Origin of the sequence: Thalassotalea ponticola (genome assembly GCF_041379045.1) — a bacterium.
Classification (GTDB): domain Bacteria; phylum Pseudomonadota; class Gammaproteobacteria; order Enterobacterales; family Alteromonadaceae; genus Thalassotalea_A; species Thalassotalea_A ponticola.
In genome coordinates, this window is record NZ_CP166871.1 from 76,551 (window position 1) to 102,300 (window position 25,750).

A 25,750-nucleotide genomic window follows, 5' to 3' on the forward strand; every position below is an offset into this window, starting at 1 on the left:
CTTTGTTAATGTTGTGTTAATAATTGTTGTTTTGGAACAGTAGTAATTTATCATGCAATTTCGTTGGCACAATTTCTTCATCTATGTAATGGCCTTTTGCGGAGGCTTTTCGATTATGGGCATTGAGTTACTGGGGGGACGCATCTTGGCGCCCTACTTTGGCTCAAGTGTGCATGTCTGGGGCAGTATTATTACCGTGTTTATGCTGGCGTTATCGCTTGGCTACTTACTGGGTGGCCGTTGGTCGCTACACCGCCCGCAACTATTGAAATACGGTTGTATTTTTATCGCAGCAGGTACATTGTTACTGCCGCTAATATTGTTCGCAACACCAATGCTAGAGTGGGTATTTACGCACGTTGAAGATGCTCGTTATGGCTCATTGGTGGCCTCGATGTTATTGTTTTTCATACCGTCAGTTGCGTTGGGAATGATATCGCCATATTCGGTGCGTTTACTGGTTACCAGTGAGCATGAAAGCGGTCACGTGGCTGGCATATTGTACTTTGTCTCAACACTGGGCTCGGCGTTAGGCACCTTGGCAACATCGTTTTACTTGGTATTGTGGTTTGAAGTGAACACCGTATTAATCGCCTTTTGTTGCATTTTGCTGGCGCTGGGCTCCTTGGCCATTGGCGTGCAAACTACCGAACGAGAGGATGCCCATGCGTTGCTTAAGTCTTAAAATTTGCCTGTTGCTTAGTCTCAGCTTGGCGGTGACTTTGGTCAATGCTAAGGTGATCCACGAGGAGCGCTCGTTGTATCGCAATATTTTCGTCGATGAGCTCGGTAATCAGCGCTGCTTGAAGTTTTCGGTTAAGCGCCGAACAACCAGTCAATCGTGTATTAACACTGCCCATCCACAAAAATTGGTATTTGAGTACACCAAACAAATGATGACCGCACTAGCCTTTGTGCCGGAACCCAAGCGGGTGTTAATTATCGGCTTAGGCGGTGGCACCATGTCCAATAGCCTGATGCAGTTGTATCCTAATATCGAGATTGATAACGTCGAAATTGATCCGGCGGTCATTCGCGTTGCGCGACAGTATTTTGCTTTTAAAGAGAGCGATCGAGTGAAAAGTTATGCGCAAGACGGACGCATTTTTATTAAACGCTCGGCGCTAAAATCAGCGCAATACGACTTGATAATGTTAGATGCGTTTAACGGTGAATATATTCCCGAACACTTATTAACGAAAGAGTTTTTACAAGAGGCTCTGTCGATATTAACCGATGATGGTGTGTTGGTTGCTAATACGTTTTCAACCAGTAAGCTGTACGATTATGAGACCGCTACCTACCACGCGGTATTTGGCCCCTTTTATCAGCTTCAGCAAGGCTTTAAACGCTCTAACCGAGTGATCATAACGGGTAAATCACCCACGTTGATAAGCGATGAGGAGCGCCTGAAACAGCTACAACAAGACCTCAAGCCTTACGATGTGGACTTAGCCGATTTACTCGATTTAATGCGCGTAAACGACGACGTTGACCCCGACGTGCGCATTCTTACCGACCAGTACTCACCGGCCAACTTATTGTAGGTACGGCGTGTTGGTACAGTGCCATTAAAACTTGAAGGTCGCGCCAATAGAAAACACATCGACCGGCAGACCTTCAATGTCGTAAACACTGAGTTCTGATGAGAACACGTAGTCATCATACTTAAACTGGTATCCTATGCCATAGAACATATCAACACCTTGCACCGGATTGGCAACATTGTTTAGTGAATTCGCACTAAGGCCAAAGTGATCCTCGTAGCCATTGAGCTGTGAGGCATCGACTTTCCAACTGTTGAAACCGACTTTGGCAAATATTGATGAGTATTCGCTCAACGGCAGTATTCCCTTTAAATTGACTAAAAAGGCACTGGAGTCATGACCAAGGCGGTAGCTCACTTCGGTCGCGTTTTGCGGTGCCGCTTGTTGACCTTGCTCGGCAACGTTCAAATTGGTAACCGAGGTTTCAAAATCAAAAAATGGATTGTCGAGCAGTGGATGCAAGGTAATTGGTTGCTGCTCTTGTCTCGCTATGGTGAAGATGTTGTTGCGTTCCCGCAAGTACTGTCTTTGCGCATTAAAACTGGCAAACTGCAGTGATTCAAGTGACGTCTTTAGATCAATGTCGTATACCGCTGCAGGGTTATCGGTGGCTTGTTGGTCGGCTTCGACGGTATCGCTATTGCGCTGCTTTGTTTCACTTTCGAAAGAATCACCACTCGACGATGCGGTTTGCCGATCAGCACCGCTGGGTGTATTGCTGGCTTCTGATTCGGGGACAGCCATCGTCTTATCTCGATTTTCATCTGCTGTTGTTGGCAAAGGCGCAGCTGGAGATTGCGCAGGCCGAGATGTATCGGTTGGGGTTGAAGTACTCAACGGCACTATTTTATCTGGTGATATCCGCTCAGTTGACATGGTATTTACATACCAATAGACAAGGTATACGGCGGATAAAGAGATAACGGTTAACAACAGCTTTTTCATCACCATCTCCCTTTGCGTATGGGCGACTAAAATATCATCAAACACAACCAGCGTTTGCTATAGTAATAAGCAGTTGCTGATTATATGAGCAAGATTAAGTTTACACTATTTTGGTACCAGTTTGCTATGGCTGCTCGGCTACAGCGATACAGGGTATCTGGGCATATCAACATTGTCGGTGATGAGACACTAAGCGAGGCGATTGTGGCAGAGCAAACCCCAGACTCTTTTGAACAATTAGTAGCGGCAGCAAAACAGGCTTACCAAAATGCCTATGCGCCGTATAGCCAGTTTCAAGTTGGCGCAGCCGCGCTTACCGCAAAGGGAAACATAGTCAGTGGCTGTAACATGGAAAATGCGTCGTATGGCCTGACCAATTGCGCCGAGCGAAATTGCATTGCTCAGGCGGTTGTCGCAGGTGAGCAACAGTTTCAGTACATCGTTATTTATACCCAAATGACCCAACTTACCCCTCCGTGCGGAGCGTGTCGTCAGGTTATCGCTGAATTTCTTGAACCCGATGCTAAGGTTTTTGCCTGTAATCATCTCGGTGACACAGTGTGCTGGCGTGTAAACCAGCTACTACCCGATGCATTTACCCCCAAAAACTTAAATCAATAGCAAACGCATTGGTTATTTTTTAGTTTCGCTGATAGCAAAGAGAGTACACATATGTTCATACCACAAGAAATTATCCGGGATAAGCGTGATGGCAACAGCCTGAGCAAAGAGCAAATTGATGCCTTTGTTGATGGCTTAGCGCATGGTTCTTTTAACGATGCCCAAGTGGGTGCCATGGCAATGGCTATTATTTTAAAAGGCATGAACGTTGAAGAAACCGTTAATTTAACCTTGGCAATGAAAGATTCAGGTCACAGTTTTAACTGGGACCACCTCAACGGTCCGGTGGTTGATAAGCACTCAACCGGTGGCGTAGGTGACAAGGTAAGCTTTATGTTGGCATCTATTGTCGCAGCCAATGGAGGTTACGTGCCGATGATATCCGGGCGCGGCTTGGGCCACACCGGAGGCACGGTGGATAAATTGGAGTCGATACCCGGCTTTGATGTGCAACCGTCAGAAGAAAAGTTTAAACAACTGGTTAAAGATGTTGGTGTGGCCATCATCGGTCAAACAAGCAACATCGCTCCTGCCGATAAGCGCCTGTACGGCATCAGAGATATCACTGCTACGGTTGATTCAATACCCTTGATTACCGCGTCGATATTGTCGAAGAAACTGGCTGCCGGATTAGATACCTTGGTTATGGATGTTAAGGTCGGTAATGGGGCTATGATGCAAAACATGGATGAAGCGGTTGCTTTGGCCAATAGCATTGTTAGTGTGGCTAATGGTGCAGGGGTAACCACCAAGGCACTGATCACTGACATGAACCAAGTACTCGGTTTAAGTGCTGGTAATGCATTAGAAATTGTGGAAACGCTTGATTATCTAAGCGGTAAGTATCGCGAGGCGAGGCTGCACAATATTGTCACCGAATTAGCGGTGGTGATGTTGTTAGATGGCAAGTTAGCCAAGCACAAAGAGCAAGCACTTGATATGGTTGAACAAGTACTTGATAACGGCAAAGCCGCCGAAGTGTTCGCCAATATGATTTCTGCGATGGGGGGACCGGCGCATTTATTTGAACGTCATCAAGCCTATTTACCCAAGGCCAATGTCATAGCTGACGTGACTAGCGATGAAGACGGGGTGATTAGCAGTATGCAAACGCGCGATATTGGTATGTTAGTGGTTGGTTTAGGCGGAGGCCGTATTAGTAATGATCAAAGCGTTGACCACAGTGTTGGCTTCGATCAAATCCTACCTATTGGCGCCAAAGTGAGCAAAGGTGATGTGCTCGCTAGGGTACACGCCAAAGACGAAGACGATGCAAAGGCATTTGCGCAAAAATACCGTCAGGCGATTAAAGTGAGTGCGAGCGTGGATGAACTCAATCCAACGGTTTACAAAGTTATTGGCTAGCCTCGACGATTGCGTTGTTGCTCTGTTTTAAGCTGAGTGTGTTACGACTTGCCTTGTCGTTCTGCACTCTATCGTTGCGCGGTGATCATTGAATATGGGTGCCCAAAGCCGATAACATTTGTTATGATTTGCTAAATTACTGGAATATCTCGGGAAACTCATGTCAGCTCTTGTTTCTGTGGTTATTTTTCTTACTGCAGCCGTGATTGCGGTACCAATTTTTACGCGCTTAAAAATGGGCGCTATTTTAGGTTATTTATGTGCCGGTTTGGTCATCGGTCCATCGATACTTGGCTTGATTAACGATCCGGCGGATATTCTCCACTTCGCTGAACTTGGCGTGGTGTTTTTACTGTTCATTATCGGTCTTGAATTAGAGCCAGACAAGCTGTTGCGCATGCGCAATAAAATCCTGTTTATCGGTGGTGGGCAGTTACTACTCTGTGCGGCGGTGCTATTTGCCATATTGACGGCCTTCAACTTTAGTTGGAAAGTGGCCTTGGTCATTAGTTTGGCTCTTGCCTTATCATCAACTGCGTTTGCTATTGGCATGATGCAAGAAAAGCGTATTTTGGCGACGCCATTGGGACAAAAAGGCCTGTCGATATTGCTCATGCAAGACATAGCCGTGATTCCTATTTTATTACTGGTGACAACGTTATCGGGCGCTAGTGCAAGCCAAGGAGCACCTTGGTGGATAGGCATTTTAGCCATTTTTGGCGTGCTGTTCAGTGGCCGCTACTTACTCAATCCGTTTTTGACGTTGGTATCGCGCAACGGCAGTGCCGAAGTGATTACCGCATCGGCTCTATTGATTGTTATCGCCACCGCACTGGCGATGCATGTCGCCGGCTTATCTATGGGCCTCGGTGCATTTTTGGCCGGGGTTTTACTGGCCAATTCTAGCTTTCGCCATCAGCTCGAAGTAGAGATAGCACCGTTTAAAGGTTTACTGCTGGGCTTGTTTTTTATCGCAATCGGCATGAATATGGATTTATCGCTGTTTGCCTATAATCCGTATTTGGTGCCGCTTGCATGCGCATTAGTAGCTATTAAAGCCTTTATTATCTATTGGCTTGTGCGCGGCAAAAATGCACCGGGTACCCACCCCATTCGTCTGGCGTTGATGCTGTCACAAGGCGGGGAGTTCGCGTTTGTTATTTTTAGTGTTGGCCTTGCCGATGGTTTACTTCCCAAAGCGATCGCCGATCAAGCGACCTTAGTTGTCGGTCTTTCGATGGCGCTGACCTCGCCTTTGGTCATGTGGTATGAATATTTGCAGCGCAAAAAGCACCTGCCGCCAGCGTATGATGAAGAAAGAGAAGAAAAGGAGCCCGAAGTTATCATTGCTGGTTTTGGTCGATTTGGGCAAATAGCAGGTCGAATTTTATCTGCCAACCACATACCGTTCACCGCTCTTGATAACAACGCTGAACACATTGAATTCGTCAAACAGTTTGGCAATAAAGTGTTTTATGGTGATGCGACCAACTTAAAGTTATTAAAAGCAGCGGGTGTTGAACACGCCCGCATTATGTTTATTGCCGCAGATTCGGACAAACACGGTTTGGCGATAGCTAAGGTGGTCAAAGAGCACTACCCTCACATAAAAATCATTGCCCGAGCGCGCAGTCGATTGAGTGTATTACAGTTTCGCGACCTCGGTGTTTATAGCAGTGTTCGGGAAATGTTCGATAGCTCGTTATTTGCGGCAAAACTATTGTTACAAGAATACGGTTTTGATGAAGCGCGAGCTGAAAATTTAGTGCAAGTTTTTAAAATGCACGACGAAGAGTTGCTCGACAAGGCCTATCACAAACAGCGCTATGACTTAGAAGAAGTGATTAAAATTTCAAATCACGGTCGAGCCGAACTCGAAGACCTATTTAACAATGATCAGGGCACAGAGGCGAAGTAATCCCCGTGGTAAAAGAGCGCATTTTAATCAGCAGCTGCCTTTTGGGTAATCCGGTTCGCTACGATGGCAAAAGCAAGGCCATAATGCATCCACAAATAAGGCTTTGGCAACAACAACATCGCTTGTTGGTGATCTGTCCTGAACAGGCAGGAGGGTTACCTACCCCGCGGCCGCGTGCTGAACAACGCGGTGACGTGGTGATCACCGAATATGGAGAGGATGTCACTCAGGCGTTCAAACGCGGCGCCGAGGCGGCACTTGCGCTATGCCAACAACACAACATACGTTATGCTTTGCTAAAAGAATTTAGCCCGTCATGTGGGTCACAAAAAATCAACGATGGCAGCTTCAGCCAACGGCGCATCCCCGGTATGGGAGAAACCGCTAAGCTTTTGCATGCCCACGGTATTAATGTTTACAGTGAACTGACACTGACCGAGTTAATCAGTGTCATCGACCAATAATAATGAGAAAAATGATGAAACCTGTTCGAACCGGCTTATTGTTAATGATAAGTTTCTTGCTATCTGCCTGTGCGCACTTAGACACGGCCACTCAACCAACAGCGGCTGATCGATTAGCTCAATTAATTGAAAAAGAGCAAGATTTTCGCGATCGTAAAAATCCATTTAACAAAGAAAATAAGATTTTATATTACGATCTCTCACCTGAAACCCTCGCTGAGCAACATCAAAGTTTGTCGCGCATATACCAACAATTGATGCAAATCGATGTATCCGAATTATCGGTTGAAGAGCAAATTAATCACGCTATATTGGCCTATCGAATTAAAAACGATATCGATTCCTATGATAATTTTGATCATTATTTACCGATCACCTCTGAGGCGGGGTTTCATGCGTATTTGACCTTTATGATCTCCAGTTCAAGCTTTAATACAGCTGAGGACTATCAATTGTATATCGATCGATTAAATGCGTTACCGAAATATTTTGATCAGCAAATTTATTGGATGCGCCAAGGGTTAGCCACGGGAATGACGCAACCACAGGTTGTACTGCAAGGTTTTGAACAGTCGATTGAAGCTTTCATTGTCGACGATGCCAAAGACAGTGAATTCTACCAGCCGTTTAACCGTTTCCCCGCTCATATTGATGAGGCGACGCAAGCTCTGTTAAAGCAACAAGCGCAGCGGGTCATCACTCAGGCGGTGGTTGGTTCGTATCAAGTGTTCTACGACTTTATGGTCAACGAGTATATCCCTGGAGCAAGGCAGACCATAGCCGCTAAGGACTGGCCTAATGGTGAGGCGATTTACCTCAACCGAGTTAAGCACTACACCACCTTGGACTTAACCGTTGATGAGATTCACCAAATTGGCTTGGATGAGGTGGCGCGTATTCGAGCTGAGATGGATGCTATCATTGACGAGGTTGGCTTTACCGGCAGCTTTGCTGAATTCGTGCAGTTCTTGCGCACCGACCCACAGTTTTACGCAACAACGCCGGAGCAATTATTGAAAGAGGCATCTTATATTGCCAAGCAAATGGATGCTAAATTACCGAGTTTATTCAAGACATTACCGCGCACGCCTTATGGCGTTATCGAGGTGCCCGCATCAATAGCGCCGAAATACACCACCGGGCGTTATTCAGGGCCTAGCCGAGACGATCAAGCAGGCAATTATTGGGTAAACACCTATGCTTTGGATAGACGTCCACTGTACGTACTCGAAGCACTTACCTTGCACGAAGCGGTACCTGGGCATCACTTACAAGGCTCTATCGCGCGAGAGATGGAAAATGTTCCGAAGTTTCGTCGACAAACTTATATATCGGCCTTTGGCGAAGGTTGGGGCTTGTACAGCGAATACCTTGGTATTGAGGCGGGTTTTTATCAAGACCCTTACTCTGACTTTGGTCGTTTAACTTACGAAATGTGGCGAGCAGTGCGCTTGGTTGTCGATACGGGCATACACATGAAAGGCTGGACCCGTCAACAGGCGATGGATTACCTAGCCAATAATTCAGCATTGTCATTACACAATGTGAAAACTGAAATTGATCGTTACATAAGCTGGCCAGCTCAAGCATTATCCTACAAGTTAGGGGAAATCAAAATTAAGGCACTGCGCAACAAAGCGGAAAAGGCCTTGGCTGAAGATTTTGATTTGCGCGAGTTCCACGACAAGGTGCTAGAAAATGGCTCAATCGGCTTAACGTTGTTAGAACAACGCATAGATGCCTATATCAATGAGACATTGGCGGCAAAAAAACGCTAGGGTCTGTTGCTGTTGTGTGGCGTCTCGATAACTCAATGACCCGCTGTGTGTCCGGTGCAGCGGGTTGCTACTTGAGCTCGGCTTGTGGTTTAACGGGATATGCTAAATCGCCTTGTCAGACGAAGCTTACTTGCCTGCAACTCAAGCTCTAACAAAGCGACTCGCTGCGATTAGTTGACAGAACACGCGATTGATTAGAGTAAGAGTTTAGACCAAGAATTTACAGCAAGGATGTTGAAATCATTGTGGAATAAATACTGATATTTGGTAATGGGTGTATCGACGCGGTGGAAAAAAGTAGAAGGCAAGGCACGCAAAGATACGATCAATAACAACTAAACGTACTAAGTAAGGTAAGCCCCCACTATACCTTAGTCGGCAGTCCCGCTATCATCATCATTTACTGAAACAGTATTTGACCTAAGACCGGAAACTTTGCGTCCCTAACTTTCGTCAGGTTTGCCTTGGACGAGCTAAGCAAGTAGCCCTAGGAAAGATTATAGTCAAAACTTTAAGTGTGTAAAATAAAAAGTTAAAAAAATTTATAAAAAAGTGAAATAATTATCAAAAACCAATAAATATAAGGGTTTAAATCACCAATATGAGTAAAATTTTAAATCAATTACTCGGCTTATTAACGCTAGAGCCACTCGATGACAACTTGTTTATAGGCCAAAGTCAAGATTTAGGCTTTCCTGCTCTGTTTGGCGGTCAAGTCATAGGCCAAGCGTTATCAGCGGCCAAACAAACCGTTGAGCCGCACCGCTCACTACACTCATTTCACTGCTATTTTTTACTACCTGGCGATGCAAAAAAAGCGGTAACCTATCTGGTTGACATCACTCGCGATGGCAAAAGCTTTTCGACACGGCGAGTCCAGGCGATGCAAGGCGGCAAGGTAATTTTCAACCTTATGGCCTCCTTTCAGTTGGGCGAGCAAGGCTTTGAACATCAAGACCCAATGCCCGACGTCCCTGGGCCCGACAACCTTGCCAGCATGCACGACTTGCACTTAAAGTATAAGCCCTATATACCAGAGGCTATGCATGCAACAATTTTTGCTGAGCGACCGATTGAATTTCGGCCGGTGAAAGAGTACGACTGGCTAAATCCGCAAAAATCTGAACCGCGCAATCAAGTGTGGATGAGAGTAAAAGGTGTGATGCCTGATGATTTGCGCATTCACAAATACCTGCTCGCTTATGCATCTGATTACAACTTTTTACCCACCGCTATGCACCCGCATGGACAGAGTGTTTGGGCGGCTAACTTTCAATTGGCGACGATAGATCACGCAATGTGGTTTCACCGAGATTTTCGCTTTGACGATTGGTTGCTTTACGACATGGATAGCCCATCGGCAAGCGGTGGCAGGGGGTTAGTGCGCGGTAAAATATTTAATGAGCAAGGTCAATTGGTGGCCTCAACGGTACAAGAAGGCGTAATTCGCCAGCGCTGATAACGATTCACTCAAGCCAGTATTGATTGCCAAACGCACAGATAACCCGTACTTTGAGGCTTCTGTGCGGTTGTGTTAACAACTTGGTGTTAGTTATTGCGACCTTGACACTTGCCAGTCATAACCGGTTGGTTGTTGGAAGATACGCAACTCAAACAGGGGGGCGATGGCAAACAAATGGTCAAAGATGTCGGCCTGCAAGTACTCGTAATTCTCCCATGCGATATCATTAGAGAAGCAATAGAGCTCTAAGGCTACACCTAACTCTGTTGGTTCCAGCTGGCGCACCATACACGTCATCTCTTTGTGAACTTTAGGGTGATGGCGCAGATATTCGAGGATATAGGCGCGAAACGTGCCGATATTGGTCAAGCGTCGACTGTTGGGATTACTGATGTCGTCAATGCCCTTTTGTTGATGATATTCGCTTATTTCGTGTTGCTTTAAGTTGATATATTGATTGAGAAATTCAAATTGACTGAGCTTGTCGAGAAGTTCGTCAGAGCAAAATTTGACGCTGGTCATATCAAAGCGGATACTGCGCTTAATGCGTCGGCCACCCGATTTTGTCATACCGCGCCAGTTTTTAAATGACTCACTGATCAGTGCATAAGTTGGCACTGTGGTGATGGTGTTATCCCAGTTTCGCACCTTGACCGTATTTAGCGCGATTTCCAATACATCGCCATCGGCACCGTATTGCGGCATCGAAATCCAATCGCCTGGGGCGACCATGCGGTTGGCTGAAATTTGAATACTGGCCACCAACCCCTTAATGGTATCTTGGAAAATCAACAATAACACGGCCGTCAACGCACCCAAACCACTTAACAGGATGACAGGTGATTTTTCTATGGCAATAGACACCGCTAAGATGATAGCGACTAAGTAAATTGCGAGTTTTAACAATTGAATTGTCGCATTGAGCGGCAGGTATTTGTTTTTACTTTTTTCCTCAAACAGGCTGTTTATCACATTGAGTATCGCACTCAGGCAGCGGGCGACTTGAATCGCGATCAACACCTTGATAAACAAATTGACACTGCTCATTAGGTATTGGTAGCGACCGATAAAAAACGGACTAGCACCAAGCATAATTACCATAGGGACCAACCAAGCAAACCGGTTGAATACTTGATGCTCAACGAGTAAGTCGTCCCATTCATTACGGGTTTTACTGACTAGTCGATGCACTAATGCCAACACTTGGTTACGGGCAATATAAAAACTTAGCCAGCATACGATAAAGAGCATGATTAGGCTAATTGCCGCAGCGACATGTGGTATAAATTCAGCGCTTAATGGGGTGTAGGACAACCACAATTGAAGAAGTTCAGACATAGGATAATTTATTAAAAGTCAATTTGTTACTAGGTTAACCTTGTCATTTGCAAACGGCAATAGCAGATCTGTTTCAACTGATAGCAAGTTACAGTTATTGGCGTTTTTTAGCGTCTTGCAACAGCAAAATTCAGTTGCCAAATGAGCGACTTTCTGGTTTGTTAGAACAATAGCTTAAAATCTAGTACAAGGGGACGACAGTGAAAATAAAACGAGTGGTTGTCAAAGTTGGCAGTGCGTTAATAGCTCCCCAAGGTCAACAAGATTCGCACTCAGCCATGCTGGAAATCGCTCAGTTTATCAATCAACTAGTAGAGCAAAATACAGCGGTGGTGTTGGTGTCATCTGGTGCGGTAGCCACTGGTAAAGAGCACATTGCCCATGGTAGTGCTAACCCGTCGATTATCGCTAAACAAGCGATGGCCTCTATTGGTCAAACCCGACTGATGAGTAAGTGGCAGTCACTGTTAACACCCGTGTGTTCACAGTTATTGATCACCCATGGTGACATTAAAGATCGACGTCGTTATATCAATATAAAAAACACCCTGCGGCTATTGCTAGCCAACCATGTATTACCCATAGTCAATGAGAATGATACCGTTGCAACCGAAGAGCTAAAGGTCGGTGATAACGATAATTTAGCTGCACTTGTTGCGGTGCTATGTGATGCAGATGCGTTGTTGATTTTAAGTGATGTCAACGGTGTCTATGACGCCGATCCGCGTGATAATGCTCAAGCTGCACTGATACCGCGTATTGAGGTAATCGACGATCGCATTCGAGCAATGGCATGCGGAACCCGCAACAACATTGCCACCGGCGGAATGCAAACCAAAATCGAAGCGGCACAAAAGGCCTGTGATAACGGTATCGATACCTTTATTTGTGGTGGCAACGATATCAGGGCTCTACAGGCGTTTTTACGCGGCGAAAATCCAGGTAGTCACTTTGTGGCGCAAAAGACGCGGCAAAAAGCGAAGAAACATTGGCTCAAATACAGTCACAAAAGCAATGCGTCGATTGAAGTGGATAGCGGTGCCGCTCAGGCGCTAGGCAAAGACGGCGCGTCGTTGCTGGCTTCCGGTATTGTCCGGGTAACTGGGCACTTTAGCAAAGGGGAAGTTGTTGCCGTGCAAGGCTGTGATGATGCGCACCTCCTAGCAAAAGGTGCGGTGCAATACTCCAGTGATGAGTTACAGCGCATCAAGGGTAAAAACAGTCGGCAAATCGCTCAGCTATTGGGCTACTGTCCATCGACAGAAGTGATCCACCGCGATGACTTGGTGTTGTTAAACGCCGATAATTAGCTATATCTCGGTGTTTTTAATCGCAGTCAATCACCAGTCAGTGATTGACATACCCCGTTGTGTTTGTGATCGACCAGCTAGTGGCCACTCATTTCGCCACATATTGCTGTGCCGAGAATTTTTAACAATTGTCCTTTTCGGTTGTCAGATCCCAGCGCCCACATCAGTTTGGTCACTGCGGCTTCCGGCGTCATGTCTCGACCGTCAATAATGTCGTCACTGCGCAAGTTTTTTCCGGCGGCATAACGCATGATATCAAGGCTACCATTGTAGACATCGGTAACAATCACCGCGCATTTGAAGCGGTTGTTGGTGCTTTGTTTGGCTTTGGCAACCACCTCCGCTAAATTAAAGGCACTCGGTGCGGTGCCGCTACCAAAGACACGTACTACTAGGCCTTCGATATCACTGCCTTCAATGATCTTCAGTAACATATCGCCAGTAAAGCCCGGGCTTAAATTAATACTTAAGACTTTATCGCTAAAGCCCAGTGAATCGCGGCTAAGCGTTGGATACGAACTCGGAGGGCGACGCAATTGTTCAGCGAAAATGGTTGGTTCAGGGAACAGCTCGCCGAGTATCTGGGCATTGGGTGTGCTAAAGCCTATGGCTGAGCGCGTGCTTGATTTACGCGAGCGGTTACCGCGCATCAGTTTACCGGCAAAGCAGATCATCACCTCGGTTAACTCAGGTAATGAGTTACCCGCTTGGTCGGCAACAAATAGCGCCAAGCGCAAATTTTGTAGACCGTCACTACCCGGCTTGCTCAGAGGCACTTGTGCCCCAGTAATAACCACTGGCTTGCTGTTTTGGGCTAGCGCAAACGACAGCGCAGAGGCGGTATAACTCATGGTATCGGTGCCGTGCAAGATCACAAAGCCGTCGTACAGGTCATTCTCGCGAATGATCATATCGGCTATCGCATCGTAATGCATCGGCCCTACTTCACTTGAGTCACTGGTGCCTATAACCTCACCATCGGCTAACTGCAATGGCTTTACATCAATAATTGAGACTAAGTCACTGGTTAAGTCTTTGATCAGATCAACCAGTATTTCGCCACGAGAGGCCTTTAGTTCACCGCTGGGTTGGGCCGCCATGGTGATGGTGCCACCGGTATTAATAACGAGTATTTTACTGCTGCGCGTCATGATAATAACTAACTTAACAAAGTTTGCTGCATTGTACGCAATTTTAGCGGTGACTTAAAATAAAAAACGCGGTCGAGTCACCGCGTTTTCATCTACAGCCATCGCTTCGAGGCGCACGACTTATTTTTCACTGCTGACAATCCGCTTCATCTCGGTCATGTAGCCGCGCAAGGTTCGCCCTATTTGCTCAACTGGGTGATTGCGTATGGCATCGTTTACCGAAATCAGGCGAATGTTATCAACCGCATTGGATGGTTCGCTCAAACCTTGACCGATATCTTCTAACGTTAAACTTTGTACGTACGGCTCGAGCAAGTCAACGGCCGAATGCGAAAACAAGTAGTTGCCGTATTCGGCGGTATCGGATATCACCACGTTCATTTCATACAACTTTTTGCGCGCAATGCAATTGGCGATAAGTGGCGTCTCATGGAGTGATTCGTAATAGGCGGATTCGGCGACAATACCGGCGGAACACATGGTCTCAAACGCCAATTCAACACCCGCCTTAATCATCGCAACCAATAAAATCCCCTTGTCGTAAAACTCTTGTTCGGTTATCGGCGTGTCGCACGCAGGCGCTTGCTCAAAGCTGGTTTTCGTTGTTAGCTCGCGCCAAGTAAGCAGGTTGTCATCGTTGTTGTGCCAATCTGCGATCATGGTTTGTGAAAACTGACCATCAATAATATCGTCCATATGCTTATTAAACAGTGGGCGCAGTATCTGTTTGAGCTGATCTGCAATATCAAAGGCACGAATTTTGGCTGGGTTCGATAACCTATCCATCATATTGGTAATGCCACCGTGTTTTAACCCTTCGGTGACGGTTTCCCAACCGTATTGAATCAGCTTGGCGGCATAAGCGTCGTCCATGCCATCGGACACCATTTTTTGGTGAGCTAAAATGGCACCCGTTTGCAACATGCCACACAAAATGGTTTGCTCGCCCATTAGGTCAGACTTTACTTCAGCGACAAATGACGATTCGAGTACCCCTGCTCTATCGCCGCCGGTTGCGCTGGCGTAGGCTTTTGCGATGGCCAGTCCACGCCCTTGCGGATCGTTTTCCGGATGCACCGCTATCAGTGTTGGTACCCCAAAACCACGCTTGTATTCTTCTCTTACCTCAGTGCCAGGGCATTTGGGAGCCACCATAATTACAGTGATGTCGTTGCGAATTTTGATCCCTTGTTCAACGATATTAAAACCATGGGAATACGATAGTGTTGCCCCGTGCTTCATCAGTGGCATAACCGCCTCAACCACCGAGCTGTGCTGCTTATCTGGCGTTAAGTTGAGTACTAGGTCGGCCTGCGGAATAAGTTGTTGATAGGTGCCTACGTCAAAGCCGTGTTCAGTAGCCCAACGCCACGACTGGCGCTTTTCGGCAATGGCGCTGTCGCGCAGTGCGTAGGCGATGTTTAATCCGGAATCGCGCATGTTCAAGCCTTGGTTAAGTCCTTGGGCACCGCAACCAACAATGACAATATTCCAACCTTTAAGGTAATCACAGCCTTGGCTAAATTCATCTCGCTGCATAAAGCGACATTTGCCAAGTTGCTGTAATTGTTCGCGTAAACTTAAACTGTTGAAATAATTTGCCATATTGAGCTCCACTAATCAGACGAATGATTGATAGTGATAACCATAGCGAAAAACAAGCGTTGCTTAAAATGATATATTTGCATCAGTATGTTTCATATATTGCAATATAGGGAGTTTGCGATACACTCGATATAAGTGAGCGTCATGCTCGTGGTTTAAACACATAAGCGTTCGGACAACCCGCACGGCGAACAGAGTCACTTTTATGGATAACAAATTACTCAAAGTGTTTGTGCATTTGAGCGAGACATTACACTTTGCGCACACCGCCAAAGCACACCATGTCAGTCCGTCGACATTATCGCGGATGATTCAACGCGTTGAAGATGACGTCGGCGCTACTTTGTTGGTACGCGATAATCGCAGTGTGATGCTTACCGCTGCGGGGGAGCGATTCCGCGACTTCGCCAAGCAGCAACTCGCCAATTGGCAGCAACTCAACATTGAACTGGCCACAGATCAAAAGCAATTATCTGGTCGCTTGAGCATTTATTGTTCGGTGACTGCCGCTTATTCACATTTACCCAGTTTACTCGACCGCTTTCGCCGTCAGCATCCAGCGGTTGAAATTATGCTACACACGGGAAATGCCAATGATGCAATTGATAAGGTGTTAACAGGCGATGTGGATTTGTCAATTGCCGCCCAGCCAGACAACCACAGTCGGGCGGTGTATTTTCAGCCGTTTGCCCATATCCCATTAACCTTGATAGCGCCCACTGTGGCGTGTCAAGTACAAGACCAATTGGCTCGTCACCTGGACTGGCAACAGCTACCGGTGATCATGCCCGATCACGGTCCGGCGCGTCAGCGATTTGAGCACTTTTTAAAGGCGCACGGCGTGCACAAGGCAAATGTTTATGCCACCGTTTCTGGTCACGAGGCGCTTGTATCAATGGTCGCATTGGGGTGTGGGGTTGGCATTGCACCACAAGTGGTTATCGATAATAGCCCGGTTATTGATCGAGTCAAAGCGCTATCGAGTGGACCGCAAATTGAGCCGTTTGTTCTCGGCTTGTGTTGCCAAAACAAACGCCGAGTCGACCCGCTAATTGGCGCGTTTTATCGCACGTTAGATGCGACAAGCGTTAGCACCGCTGACCGTTCATCACCCTACTTCAAGGATTAACACTTTCGGTAAGATGGCGGATCAGGCGATCCATGGCGCGATAGCTCAATGCTTCGACCAGATCAGAGCGGCCAATATGTGCTTGCTGGTTTAAGTCGGCTATGGTGCGCGCTATTTTTAAAATTTTGTGGTGTGCTCGTGTCGACAAACCTATTTTTTCCATTGCCAAATCGAGAAATTGCGCGTCGTCATGGTTGAGTTGGCAATACTGTTTTAACTCAGGACTGGACAAGTGAGCATTGGCTTTACCTTGACGGCTGAGTTGACGTTGCCGACAAGCAACCACCCGCTGTCTTACCGTATCACTTGCCTCCTCATTGTTATCATTCTCATTCCACAAACCCTTGGGTAATCTTGCCACTTCAAGTTGTATATCAATGCGATCGAGAAATGGGCCTGATAACTTGTTTAAATAGCGCAATATCTGTTCGGGGGTACTGCGTCTATCGGTATAAAAGCCGGTTGGACTTGGGTTCATGGCAGCGACTAATTGAAAACGCGCTGGGTAGGTTGTTTTGCGCAAAGCACGAGAAATTGTGACGTGACCAGATTCCATCGGTTCACGCAACACATCAAGTACCTTGCGATCGTATTCAGGTAGTTCATCAAGAAATAATATGCCGTTGTGAGCTAGTGAAATTTCGCCGGGAATAGGGGTTGAGCCACCGCCGACTAAGGCAGCTGATGACGCGGTGTGATGTGGTGCCCGAAATGGTCGAGTGTGCCAGTGCGTTAAGTCGATGTCGTCGTGACAAATAGAGTTCACCGCAGCGGTTTGCAACGATTCTTCTTTGGTCATTGGCGGTAAAATACTGGGTAAACGCGAGGCTAGCATGGTTTTACCGGTGCCGGGCGGACCGATAAACAGCAAATTATGAGAGCCCGCAGCAGCCAACTCTAGAGCCCTCTTGGCAAGTGGCTGGCCAATCACATCCGACATGTCTTTACTACAGTCATTGGTGTCACTAACGGTGCAGTGATCTTCTTCGAAAGGCAGTACTTGTTGACCTGAAAAGTGAGCAAATAGCTGGTTTAGCCCTTGTAAGCCAATTATCGCGCTGCCCTCCACTCGGCATGCTTGCCGTGCATTTTCACAAGGCAATACAAGGGTGTGTAGCTCTTGGCGAGCGGCCATAGCCATAGGAATGTCGCCGATAATTTTTCGAAGCTGGCCATTTAGCGCCAACTCTCCGGCAAATTCGTAATCGTTGATGTGCTGATCCGGTAATTGCTTTGACGCGATCAAAATGGCGACGGCAATCGGCAAATCAAAATGGCCGCCGTCTTTGGGTAGATCCGCGGGCGCTAAGCTGACAATAATTTTGCGCTGTGGGAATTCAAAGCCACTGTTAATGATGGCGCTGCGCACTCTATTTTTGGCTTCGCGCACTGAGGTTTCGGCCATGCCAACTAGGTGAAACGCAGGTAAACCGTTACTGAGGTGAATTTCGACACAGACTCTTGGCGCATCGAGACCAATGCGAGCTCTTGTATTAACACTTGCTAAACTCATAGAAAATCCTTTTCGCTATTTGCTTCCTGTAGCTAAGTTTAGAAGGCAATTGGCCTGTTTGCAGTGTTTTAGCCGATTTTGAAAACTCCTTGTGTGATTTAATCAGCTATGCTAAATATTAATCAATTGTTAATGTTTTATTTCTGGGTTGGGGCGTGTTTATCTTTGTAGTACATACAAACAAAGATCATCACGCCCTAGCTAAAGCACAGTATGAGTAGGCAACGGTATTGTATGGTTGATTTGAAACGCCGATTTATAGCACTAATTAAAGTCAATATCCTGATTCACCTGCGGGTGCGTTGCTGATTCGATTTGCCGATACGCAACCCCCCGCTTCACGACGAACCGGGGGGTTTATTTTTGTCCCGCTCAAAATACACTGCATAGATGCGTAACCCGTTGAGTGAAGTGTCATTAGAAATGAACAAAACTGACGAAATAGTCTTTGGTCAATTGTACTGAAAAGTCGACAATTGCAAAAAAAATGTTGATCATCTGGGCCATCAATTCAGCGGCCTCAGCCGCCACAGAGATTACTAGGAATACATAATGGCTAAAGTAAACGCAGAAAAAATTTGGTTTAACGGTGAATTAATGCCTTGGGGTGATGCAAAGGTGCATGTAATGAGTCACGCGTTGCATTACGGTTCATCGGTTTTTGAAGGTGTTCGTGCCTATAACACGCACAAAGGCACCTGTATTTTTCGTCATCGCGAGCACATTGAGCGCTTATTCGATTCAGCCAAGATTTATCGAATGAATATTCCGTACTCGGTGGAGCAAGTGATGCAAGCGTGTCGTGATTCTGTGGCTAAAAATGGCCTTAAATCGGCTTACTTACGCCCGTTGGCTTTCTTAGGTGATATTGGTATGGGCTTGCGTCCAGCCGATGATGCGATTGCCGATCTGATGATTGCCGCATTTAGCTGGGAAGCGTACCTAGGCGCAGATGCGATGGAAAATGGCGTTGACGTTGGTGTATCAAGCTGGAATCGCTTAGCGCCAAATACCATGCCTACAGCAGCAAAAGCAGGTGGTAATTACTTGTCTTCACAGCTTATTTCGCGTGAAGCGGCTCGCCATGGTTACACCGAAGGTATCGCCCTCGATATTAACAATTACGTCAGTGAAGGCGCTGGCCAAAATTTATTCTTGGTACGTAAGGGCGTGCTTTATACACCGCCATCGACGTGTTCTATTTTACCAGGTCTGACTCGCGATACGGTGATTACCTTAGCTAAAGAGTTAGGCTATGAAGTTCGCGAAGAGTTGATTGCTCGTGAAGCACTTTACTTGGCGGATGAGTTTTTTATGTGTGGTACCGCAACAGAAATCGTGCCAGTAAGTACCGTTGACGGCATCACGGTTGGCGCAGGTAAACGAGGCCCAGTAACTAAAGCATTGCAAGATGCATTCTTTGGCTTGTTTGACGGCACCACGGAAGATAAATGGGGTTGGTTAGATCCAATCGCCTAACCTGCCTTATCGATTAGCACTTAGCTAATCACAATTTAGGCAGGTATTTTTTAGGCGGGTAGCAAACCCGCCATAGCGCATTCCCAATGTGGTTTTAAGGAAAAATACTATGCCTAAATTGAGATCTTCAACGTCGACCCAAGGCCGTAACATGGCAGGGGCTCGTGCTTTGTGGCGCGCCACGGGAATGACCGACGAAGACTTTTCGAAGCCGATCATTGCCGTCGTCAACTCTTTTACTCAATTTGTTCCAGGACACGTCCATCTAAAAGACATGGGCCAGCTCGTGGCCGGCGCCATAGAGCGCGCTGGTGGCGTAGCCAAAGAGTTCAATACCATCGCCGTTGATGACGGCATTGCCATGGGACATGATGGCATGCTTTATTCGTTACCCTCTCGGGAAATCATTGCCGATTCGGTGGAGTATATGGTAAATGCCCATTGCGTTGACGCAATGGTGTGTATTTCCAATTGTGACAAAATTACACCGGGGATGTTAATGGCGGCGTTGCGCTTAAACATTCCAGTTGTTTTTGTTTCTGGCGGACCAATGGAAGCCGGAAAAACCAAGCTCAGCGAGCAAATCATCAAGCTCGATTTGGTCGATGCGATGATGCAAGGTGCCGACCCTAAGGTATCCGATGAGCAAGCCGAGCAAATTGAGCGTTCAGCCTGCCCAACCTGCGGTTCGTGCTCGGGGATGTTTACGGCAAATAGCATGAACTGTTTAACCGAAGCACTTGGTTTAGCCCTACCGGGCAATGGCTCGTTATTGGCAACCCATGCCGATCGAGAGCAGTTGTTTTTATCAGCGGGCGAGCAAATTGTGACCCTGACGAAACAGTACTATTTTGCCGATGACGAGTCGGTATTGCCTCGTAATATTGCCACCAAACAAGCATTTGAAAATGCCATGTGCTTGGATATTGCCATGGGTGGCTCGACGAATACCGTATTGCATTTACTCGCCGCCGCTCAAGAAGGCGATGTCGACTTCACTATGGCCGATATTGACCGCCTGTCACGACAAGTACCCCATTTGTGTAAAGTTGCCCCGAGCACACAAAAATATCACATGGAAGATGTGCACCGAGCCGGTGGGGTTGTTGCTATATTGGGCGAACTAGCTCGGGCTAATTTACTCAATGTTGAGTCACGCAACGTACTGAATATGAATTTGGCAGAGCTCATTACCCGTTATGACATCGCCGTGAGTGATGATCAACAGATCAATACTTTTTATCGAGCAGGCCCTGCAGGTATCAGAACCACTAAGGCGTTTTCGCAACAATGTCGATGGCCTGATGTTGATGCCGACCGTCAAAATGGTTGTATCCGTTCGGTTGAATACGCGTACAGTAAAGACGGTGGCTTGGCGGTATTGTATGGCAACATCGCCCAGCACGGTTGTATTGTTAAAACGGCAGGCGTGGCAGCTGAAAACCTGACGTTTGAAGGTCGAGCGCATGTGTTTGAAAGCCAAGATGAGGCGGTCGAAGCGATCTTAGCCGGTCGAGTAGTCGCAGCAGAGGTTGTGGTTATTCGATACGAGGGTCCCAAAGGTGGGCCAGGTATGCAGGAGATGCTCTATCCAACGACCTATCTAAAGTCGATGGGCTTGGGAACTCAGTGTGCGTTGATCACCGATGGTCGCTTTTCTGGTGGTACATCAGGACTGTCCATTGGTCACATTTCACCAGAAGCCGCTGCAGGCGGTGCCATTGCTCTGATCAATGACGGCGATCGCATATCCATCGATATTGCCAAGCGCAGTATAGAGTTAGATGTCAGCGATGAGGAAATTGCCCAACGCCGTCAACGCATGGAGCAAAAAGGGCAACAGGCCTATAAGCCGGCGAATCGCCAACGACATGTGAGTTATGCACTAAAAAACTATGCGATGCTAGCAACCAGTGCTGATCTAGGTGCGGTGCGCAATAGACAATTGCTCGACCAATACGATTAGGGGATAAGGTGATGGCGACTAACGATACGAGGATTAGTGAATGGGTATCCGAATCGACTGAGCTGTCAGCGGACGAGCAGCAACAGGTCAGTGATTTAGGGCTGGAGTACCTGCGCCGCATATTGACATCTTGGGTATACGATGTGGCGGTCGAAACCGACTTAACCGAGTTGACACGTCTGTCACTGCAAACGGGACAACAAATCTATCTCAAACGAGAAGATCAGCAACCGGTGCATTCGTTTAAGATACGCGGTGCCTATAATCGCCTATGCCAATTGACTGAACAACAAAAGAGCTTAGGGGTGATTGCCGCCTCGGCGGGCAATCACGCGCAAGGGCTGGCGTTAGCAGCGAGGCATTTAGGCATCAAGGCGACCATTGTGATGCCGATAACTACGCCGGAAATAAAAGTCGATAACGTGCGCCGACTCGGTGGCGAGGTGCGTTTGCTTGGCAAGAGTTTCAATGAGGCAGCACAGGCGGCTAAACAAGCGGCACAACGCGAACAGAAAACCATTATTCACCCATTCGACGATAGCTTTGTTATTGCCGGACAAGGCACTGTAGCCAAAGAATTGATGCAGCAATTGCCCGATGTCGACGCGGTGTTCGTGCCCGTTGGTGGTGGCGGCTTACTTGCAGGAATGGCGGTATATATTAAACAACTCAACCCTAATATCAGAGTAATCGGGGTTGAAGCCGAAGATTCTGCCTGTTTGGCCGCCGCTTTACAGAACGGAACTCCCGTCGATTTAGCCCGTGTTGGCTTGTTCGCCGATGGGGTGGCGGTAAAGCGCATTGGCAATCAGACCTTTTCACTTATCCGTCACTTTTGTGATCAAGTTATTACCGTTTCCAGTGATGAAATTTGCGCGGCAATTAAGGAAATATTTGAACAGACGCGGGTTATTGCTGAGCCAGCTGGTGCGTTATCACTCGCGGGCTTGCTCAAGTATTGTCAGCGTGCTCAGGGCAAACAAAAACTGGCCGCAGTGCTGTCTGGTGCTAACATGAACTTTCACTCTCTGCGTTATGTCTCTGAACGCTGTGAACTGGGTGAGCAAAAAGAAGCGGTATTAGCAGTTGAAATTCCAGAGCAAAAAGGTAGTTTTCGCAAATTTTGTAAAGCCTTAGGTGGTAAGGCGATAACCGAATTTAACTACCGAGGTGACGGCCGCGAGCAGGCTCATATTTTTGTTGGTGTGCGCGTTACTCAAGGCAATTGCGAGCTGGTGCAGCTTATCTCTGATTTGCGCAAACAGGGGTATAAGGTGAATGACTTAACCAGTAATGAATTGGCCAAACTTCACGTGCGTTACATGATTGGCGGTCACAACCGACAACAAGCCAAGACGGAGCGTTTGTTTAGTTTCGAGTTTCCTGAATATCCTGGCGCACTTGAGATCTTTCTCGATACGCTTGGCGCGCACTGGAACATCTCGCTATTCCACTATCGCAATCACGGAGCGGCGTTCGGTCAGGTGCTAGCAGGCGTTGAAATTGACGCCCGTGATGAACTGGCTTTCTTTCGCCATTTACACGATCTGGGTTATCAATTTCAAGAAGAAACCGACAACCCAGCCTATCAGTTGTTTTTAGGCAATTAATCTGCTGACGACTGATTTTGGTTTAACTGTGCCTCAAGTTGTGCAACCTTAGCGCTCAACTCATCGAGCTTTGCCCGTGTCTTGATCAATACTTGGGTTTGCACATCAAATTCTTCTCGGCTGACCATATCCATTTGGGCGAGCTTATTCTGCAGAATTTGCTTGGCTTTGCTCTCAAAATCGTTGGCTACTGTTTTCACCTGCGGCGGAATTGCTTCACTGATTTGTTTGGCAATATCTTCGATCTTTTTGGCGTTAATCATTGGTGTACTCTCTTCGTTAGAATATGGTCAATAATACTGTTAGACAGTCCAAATTGGTAGAATATTCCCTCTGCAGACGGTTAAAATTCTATGAAGGTCGAGGAAAAACGAGTAAAATTTGTGTTTTCCCAACGATCAACAGTAACCGTTTATGCAACTTAACCCGAGACAGAATGAAGCCAAAAAATACGTTAGCGGACCATGCTTAGTACTTGCTGGCGCAGGCTCAGGTAAAACCGGTGTAATTTGTCAAAAAATATCTTATTTAATTCAACAGTGTGACTACAAGGCTCGCAATATCGCTGCGGTAACATTTACCAACAAGGCGGCACGAGAAATGAAAGAGCGGGTGACCAAAATGCTAGGCCGCGATTTAACCCGCGGTTTAATGGTGTCGACATTTCACTCTTTGGGCTTAGACATTGTGCGCCGCGAGTTAAAAACGCTAGGCTTTAAGCCCGGCTTTACCTTGTTCGACGATCAAGACACCACGGCGTTGTTAAAAGAGTTGACCGAGAAAGAGTTCGATGGTGATAAAGAGCTGATTTCGCGCTTGCAAAATGCCATCTCTAATTGGAAAAACGACTTGTGGTTACCCGATACCGCATTAAAACAGGCACGCGGCGCTGATCAGGTTTTATTTGCTCAACTTTATCAACGCTATCACCAACACATGCGTGCATATAACGCCTTAGATTTTGACGATTTAATTCTTATCCCTACCCTATTGTTGCGCAATTACGACGAGGTTCGGCAGCGCTGGCAACAGAAAATTCAATACTTGTTGGTGGATGAGTACCAAGACACCAATACCAGTCAATATGAAATGGTTAAGTACATTGTTGGCGAGCGAGCTCGCTTTACCGTGGTCGGCGATGACGACCAGTCAATTTACTCTTGGCGGGGAGCGAAACCGCAAAACTTGGTGCTATTGGGTAAGGACTTTCCCAACTTAAAGCTAATAAAGCTCGAACAAAATTACCGCTCCAGTGGACGCATTTTAAAATGCGCGAATGTGTTGATCGCCAATAATCCGCATGTTTATGACAAGTCATTGTTTAGTGAGTTGGGTTATGGGCCTGCTCTGCGGGTGGTTAAAACCAAAAATGAAGATCACGAAGCAGAGCGCGTTGCCGGTGAATTACTGGGACATCGTTTTTTAAATAAGAGTAAGTTCAAAGATTACGCCATTCTTTATCGCGGTAACTTTCAGTCTCGGGTGATTGAAAAAGTACTCATGCAAAACCGTATTCCATACAAAATTAGCGGTGGCACGTCGTTCTTTTCTCGGGCTGAAATTAAAGACATCATGGCGTATTTGCGCTTGCTGGTTAATCCGGATGACGATAATGCCTTTTTGCGCATCGTTAACGTCCCCAAGCGCGAAATTGGTCCCGCCACATTAGAAAAACTGGGCAGTTTTGCCAATACCAAGCACATCAGTATGTTTGCCGCGTGTTTCGAACCCGAGCTTGAACAGACACTGTCGGGTCGAGGATTGGCCGCGGTACAAAAGTTTGCGCGAATGATTGTCGAAACTGAAGACAACTGTCAACGAGGTGATGCACCAGGTGTGTTGCGCAGTTTTATCCAGCGCATTAACTACGAAGATTGGCTTTACGATACTTCACCTAGTGCCAAAGCGGCGGAAATGCGGATGAAGAACGTCACCACTTTATTTAGCTGGGTTACCGATATGCTTGAAGGCAATGACAGTGAACCACCGATGACGTTACCGCAAATAGTCTCGCGCCTAACCTTGCGCGATATGATGGAGCGCTCGGAAGAAGAAGATGACGCGGATCAAGTGCAATTAATGACCTTACATGCATCCAAGGGCTTGGAGTTTCCTTATGTATACCTCATCGGTATGGAAGAAGGCATGCTACCGCACCAAACCAGTATTGATGAAGACAACGTTGAAGAAGAGCGCCGCTTAGCCTACGTAGGGGTAACTCGGGCACAACGCGAACTGATTTTTACCTATGCACAAGAACGACGCCAATACGGAGAAGTGATACGCACTGAGCCGTCTCGTTTCTTGTATGAAATGCCGCAAGACGACTTGGTGTGGGAGCAAGGCGGGCAACGACAACAAAGCGCACAAGAGACGCAAGCTAAAGGCAAGGCTGGTGTCGCTGGGTTGCGTGCTATGCTCGCACAAAAAAAAGGTAGCTAATGGTTTTGGCTAGTAACGACAAAGCGGTGATTAAACTTGGTCTTTGTCTAGGGCGTATTGATCTTTGCTGTTCATTTTAGCAGCGAGTTGTTTGGGGTTTTTACAAG

The 25,750-nt window shown here is 46.9% G+C and carries 20 protein-coding genes and 1 riboswitch; of the genes, 14 read left to right on the forward strand and 6 right to left on the reverse strand.

What is annotated here, in order from left to right; genetic code table 11:
- The first annotated feature begins 52 nt into the window (after positions 1-52).
- Both ACAY30_RS00345 and ACAY30_RS00350 read left to right on the forward strand, forming a co-directional pair.
- Positions 53-685 carry a fused MFS/spermidine synthase gene (locus ACAY30_RS00345; RefSeq protein ID WP_290251343.1) on the forward strand — a complete coding sequence of 211 codons (633 nt, stop codon included), beginning with the start codon at positions 53-55 and terminating at the stop codon, positions 683-685.
- Entirely contained in the window at positions 666-1,547 is an 882-nt protein-coding gene (locus ACAY30_RS00350) for a spermidine synthase (protein ID WP_290251342.1), read from the forward strand. The genes ACAY30_RS00345 and ACAY30_RS00350 overlap by 20 nt, the downstream gene beginning before the upstream one ends.
- Before the next feature lie 24 nt (positions 1,548-1,571).
- Here the strand turns inward: ACAY30_RS00350 and ACAY30_RS00355 are convergent, their stop codons facing one another.
- Complete coding sequence (locus tag ACAY30_RS00355; protein WP_290251341.1) at positions 1,572-2,492, reverse strand: hypothetical protein; 921 nt, start codon at positions 2,490-2,492, stop codon at positions 1,572-1,574.
- Between the two features lie 84 nt (positions 2,493-2,576).
- On the opposite strand from ACAY30_RS00355, the gene ACAY30_RS00360 reads away from it, so the two are divergent.
- The 6 genes from ACAY30_RS00360 (at position 2,577) to tesB (ending at position 10,097) form a co-directional block, all read left to right on the forward strand.
- On the forward strand, positions 2,577-3,113 hold the full coding sequence (locus ACAY30_RS00360) for a cytidine deaminase (RefSeq protein ID WP_290251340.1): 537 nt from the start codon (positions 2,577-2,579) through the stop codon (positions 3,111-3,113).
- Positions 3,114-3,164: 51 nt separating this feature from the next.
- Positions 3,165-4,478 carry a thymidine phosphorylase gene (gene deoA / locus ACAY30_RS00365; RefSeq protein WP_290251339.1) on the forward strand — a complete coding sequence of 438 codons (1,314 nt, stop codon included), beginning with the start codon at positions 3,165-3,167 and terminating at the stop codon, positions 4,476-4,478.
- Between the two features lie 160 nt (positions 4,479-4,638).
- On the forward strand, positions 4,639-6,396 hold the full coding sequence (locus tag ACAY30_RS00370; protein WP_290251338.1) for a monovalent cation:proton antiporter-2 (CPA2) family protein: 1,758 nt from the start codon (positions 4,639-4,641) through the stop codon (positions 6,394-6,396).
- Between the two features lie 5 nt (positions 6,397-6,401).
- Positions 6,402-6,860, forward strand: a complete 459-nt coding sequence (locus tag ACAY30_RS00375) for a DUF523 domain-containing protein (RefSeq protein ID WP_290251337.1) — start codon at positions 6,402-6,404, stop codon at positions 6,858-6,860.
- A gap of 11 nt (positions 6,861-6,871) precedes the next feature.
- Positions 6,872-8,638 carry a DUF885 family protein gene (locus ACAY30_RS00380; RefSeq protein ID WP_371189947.1) on the forward strand — a complete coding sequence of 589 codons (1,767 nt, stop codon included), beginning with the start codon at positions 6,872-6,874 and terminating at the stop codon, positions 8,636-8,638.
- Positions 8,639-9,012: 374 nt separating this feature from the next.
- A riboswitch (cyclic di-GMP riboswitch) is annotated at positions 9,013-9,112 on the reverse strand.
- Between the two features lie 127 nt (positions 9,113-9,239).
- Positions 9,240-10,097, forward strand: coding sequence for an acyl-CoA thioesterase II (gene tesB, locus ACAY30_RS00385; RefSeq protein WP_290251336.1), 858 nt, complete (start codon positions 9,240-9,242; stop codon positions 10,095-10,097).
- Positions 10,098-10,190: 93 nt separating this feature from the next.
- On the opposite strand, the gene ACAY30_RS00390 is transcribed toward tesB, so the two are convergent.
- Complete coding sequence (locus tag ACAY30_RS00390; protein ID WP_290251335.1) at positions 10,191-11,438, reverse strand: mechanosensitive ion channel family protein; 1,248 nt, start codon at positions 11,436-11,438, stop codon at positions 10,191-10,193.
- Between the two features lie 200 nt (positions 11,439-11,638).
- Here ACAY30_RS00390 and proB point away from each other — a divergent pair, with 200 nt between their 5' ends.
- Positions 11,639-12,748 (forward strand): glutamate 5-kinase, encoded by a 1,110-nt coding sequence (gene proB / locus ACAY30_RS00395; RefSeq protein ID WP_290251334.1) that lies wholly within the window; start codon positions 11,639-11,641, stop codon positions 12,746-12,748.
- 77 nt (positions 12,749-12,825) lie between these two features.
- Here proB and ACAY30_RS00400 read toward each other — a convergent pair whose 3' ends face one another.
- Together ACAY30_RS00400 and ilvC are read right to left on the reverse strand one after the other, a co-directional pair.
- Positions 12,826-13,899, reverse strand: coding sequence for an asparaginase (locus tag ACAY30_RS00400; RefSeq protein ID WP_290251333.1), 1,074 nt, complete (start codon positions 13,897-13,899; stop codon positions 12,826-12,828).
- A gap of 120 nt (positions 13,900-14,019) precedes the next feature.
- Positions 14,020-15,504 carry a ketol-acid reductoisomerase gene (ilvC, locus tag ACAY30_RS00405; protein WP_290251332.1) on the reverse strand — a complete coding sequence of 495 codons (1,485 nt, stop codon included), beginning with the start codon at positions 15,502-15,504 and terminating at the stop codon, positions 14,020-14,022.
- Between the two features lie 205 nt (positions 15,505-15,709).
- On the opposite strand from ilvC, the gene ilvY reads away from it, so the two are divergent.
- Positions 15,710-16,633 carry an HTH-type transcriptional activator IlvY gene (gene ilvY / locus ACAY30_RS00410; protein ID WP_290251331.1) on the forward strand — a complete coding sequence of 308 codons (924 nt, stop codon included), beginning with the start codon at positions 15,710-15,712 and terminating at the stop codon, positions 16,631-16,633.
- Here ilvY and ACAY30_RS00415 read toward each other — a convergent pair.
- On the reverse strand, positions 16,623-18,146 hold the full coding sequence (locus ACAY30_RS00415) for a YifB family Mg chelatase-like AAA ATPase (protein ID WP_290251330.1): 1,524 nt from the start codon (positions 18,144-18,146) through the stop codon (positions 16,623-16,625). The two genes, ilvY and ACAY30_RS00415, sit on opposite strands and share 11 nt — an antisense overlap.
- Before the next feature lie 552 nt (positions 18,147-18,698).
- On the opposite strand from ACAY30_RS00415, the gene ACAY30_RS00420 reads away from it, so the two are divergent.
- From ACAY30_RS00420 to ilvA, 3 genes are all read left to right on the forward strand, one after another.
- Positions 18,699-19,625, forward strand: coding sequence for a branched-chain amino acid transaminase (locus ACAY30_RS00420; protein WP_290251329.1), 927 nt, complete (start codon positions 18,699-18,701; stop codon positions 19,623-19,625).
- 109 nt (positions 19,626-19,734) lie between these two features.
- Complete coding sequence (gene ilvD / locus ACAY30_RS00425; protein WP_290251328.1) at positions 19,735-21,591, forward strand: dihydroxy-acid dehydratase; 1,857 nt, start codon at positions 19,735-19,737, stop codon at positions 21,589-21,591.
- A gap of 11 nt (positions 21,592-21,602) precedes the next feature.
- Positions 21,603-23,201: a threonine ammonia-lyase, biosynthetic gene (gene ilvA, locus ACAY30_RS00430; protein WP_290251327.1), complete on the forward strand. Its 1,599-nt coding sequence runs from the start codon at positions 21,603-21,605 to the stop codon at positions 23,199-23,201.
- Here ilvA and ACAY30_RS00435 read toward each other — a convergent pair.
- Positions 23,198-23,464, reverse strand: a complete 267-nt coding sequence (locus ACAY30_RS00435) for an accessory factor UbiK family protein (RefSeq protein WP_290251326.1) — start codon at positions 23,462-23,464, stop codon at positions 23,198-23,200. The two genes, ilvA and ACAY30_RS00435, sit on opposite strands and share 4 nt — an antisense overlap.
- A gap of 151 nt (positions 23,465-23,615) precedes the next feature.
- On the opposite strand from ACAY30_RS00435, the gene rep reads away from it, so the two are divergent.
- Positions 23,616-25,643: a DNA helicase Rep gene (gene rep, locus ACAY30_RS00440; protein ID WP_290251325.1), complete on the forward strand. Its 2,028-nt coding sequence runs from the start codon at positions 23,616-23,618 to the stop codon at positions 25,641-25,643.
- Positions 25,644-25,750: the final 107 nt, after the last annotated feature.

Coding starts and splice junctions, on each gene's coding strand:
- ACAY30_RS00345 (WP_290251343.1), top strand. CDS start 53: ATGCAATTTCGTTGGCACAATTTCTTCATCTATGTAATGGCCTTTTGC.
- ACAY30_RS00350 (WP_290251342.1), top strand. CDS start 666: ATGCGTTGCTTAAGTCTTAAAATTTGCCTGTTGCTTAGTCTCAGCTTG.
- ACAY30_RS00355 (WP_290251341.1), bottom strand. CDS start 2,492: ATGAAAAAGCTGTTGTTAACCGTTATCTCTTTATCCGCCGTATACCTT.
- ACAY30_RS00360 (WP_290251340.1), top strand. CDS start 2,577: ATGAGCAAGATTAAGTTTACACTATTTTGGTACCAGTTTGCTATGGCT.
- deoA (WP_290251339.1), top strand. CDS start 3,165: ATGTTCATACCACAAGAAATTATCCGGGATAAGCGTGATGGCAACAGC.
- ACAY30_RS00370 (WP_290251338.1), top strand. CDS start 4,639: ATGTCAGCTCTTGTTTCTGTGGTTATTTTTCTTACTGCAGCCGTGATT.
- ACAY30_RS00380 (WP_371189947.1), top strand. CDS start 6,872: ATGATGAAACCTGTTCGAACCGGCTTATTGTTAATGATAAGTTTCTTG.
- tesB (WP_290251336.1), top strand. CDS start 9,240: ATGAGTAAAATTTTAAATCAATTACTCGGCTTATTAACGCTAGAGCCA.
- ACAY30_RS00390 (WP_290251335.1), bottom strand. CDS start 11,438: ATGTCTGAACTTCTTCAATTGTGGTTGTCCTACACCCCATTAAGCGCT.
- ACAY30_RS00400 (WP_290251333.1), bottom strand. CDS start 13,899: ATGACGCGCAGCAGTAAAATACTCGTTATTAATACCGGTGGCACCATC.
- ilvC (WP_290251332.1), bottom strand. CDS start 15,504: ATGGCAAATTATTTCAACAGTTTAAGTTTACGCGAACAATTACAGCAA.
- ilvY (WP_290251331.1), top strand. CDS start 15,710: ATGGATAACAAATTACTCAAAGTGTTTGTGCATTTGAGCGAGACATTA.
- ACAY30_RS00415 (WP_290251330.1), bottom strand. CDS start 18,146: ATGAGTTTAGCAAGTGTTAATACAAGAGCTCGCATTGGTCTCGATGCG.
- ACAY30_RS00420 (WP_290251329.1), top strand. CDS start 18,699: ATGGCTAAAGTAAACGCAGAAAAAATTTGGTTTAACGGTGAATTAATG.
- ilvD (WP_290251328.1), top strand. CDS start 19,735: ATGCCTAAATTGAGATCTTCAACGTCGACCCAAGGCCGTAACATGGCA.
- ilvA (WP_290251327.1), top strand. CDS start 21,603: ATGGCGACTAACGATACGAGGATTAGTGAATGGGTATCCGAATCGACT.
- ACAY30_RS00435 (WP_290251326.1), bottom strand. CDS start 23,464: ATGATTAACGCCAAAAAGATCGAAGATATTGCCAAACAAATCAGTGAA.
- rep (WP_290251325.1), top strand. CDS start 23,616: ATGCAACTTAACCCGAGACAGAATGAAGCCAAAAAATACGTTAGCGGA.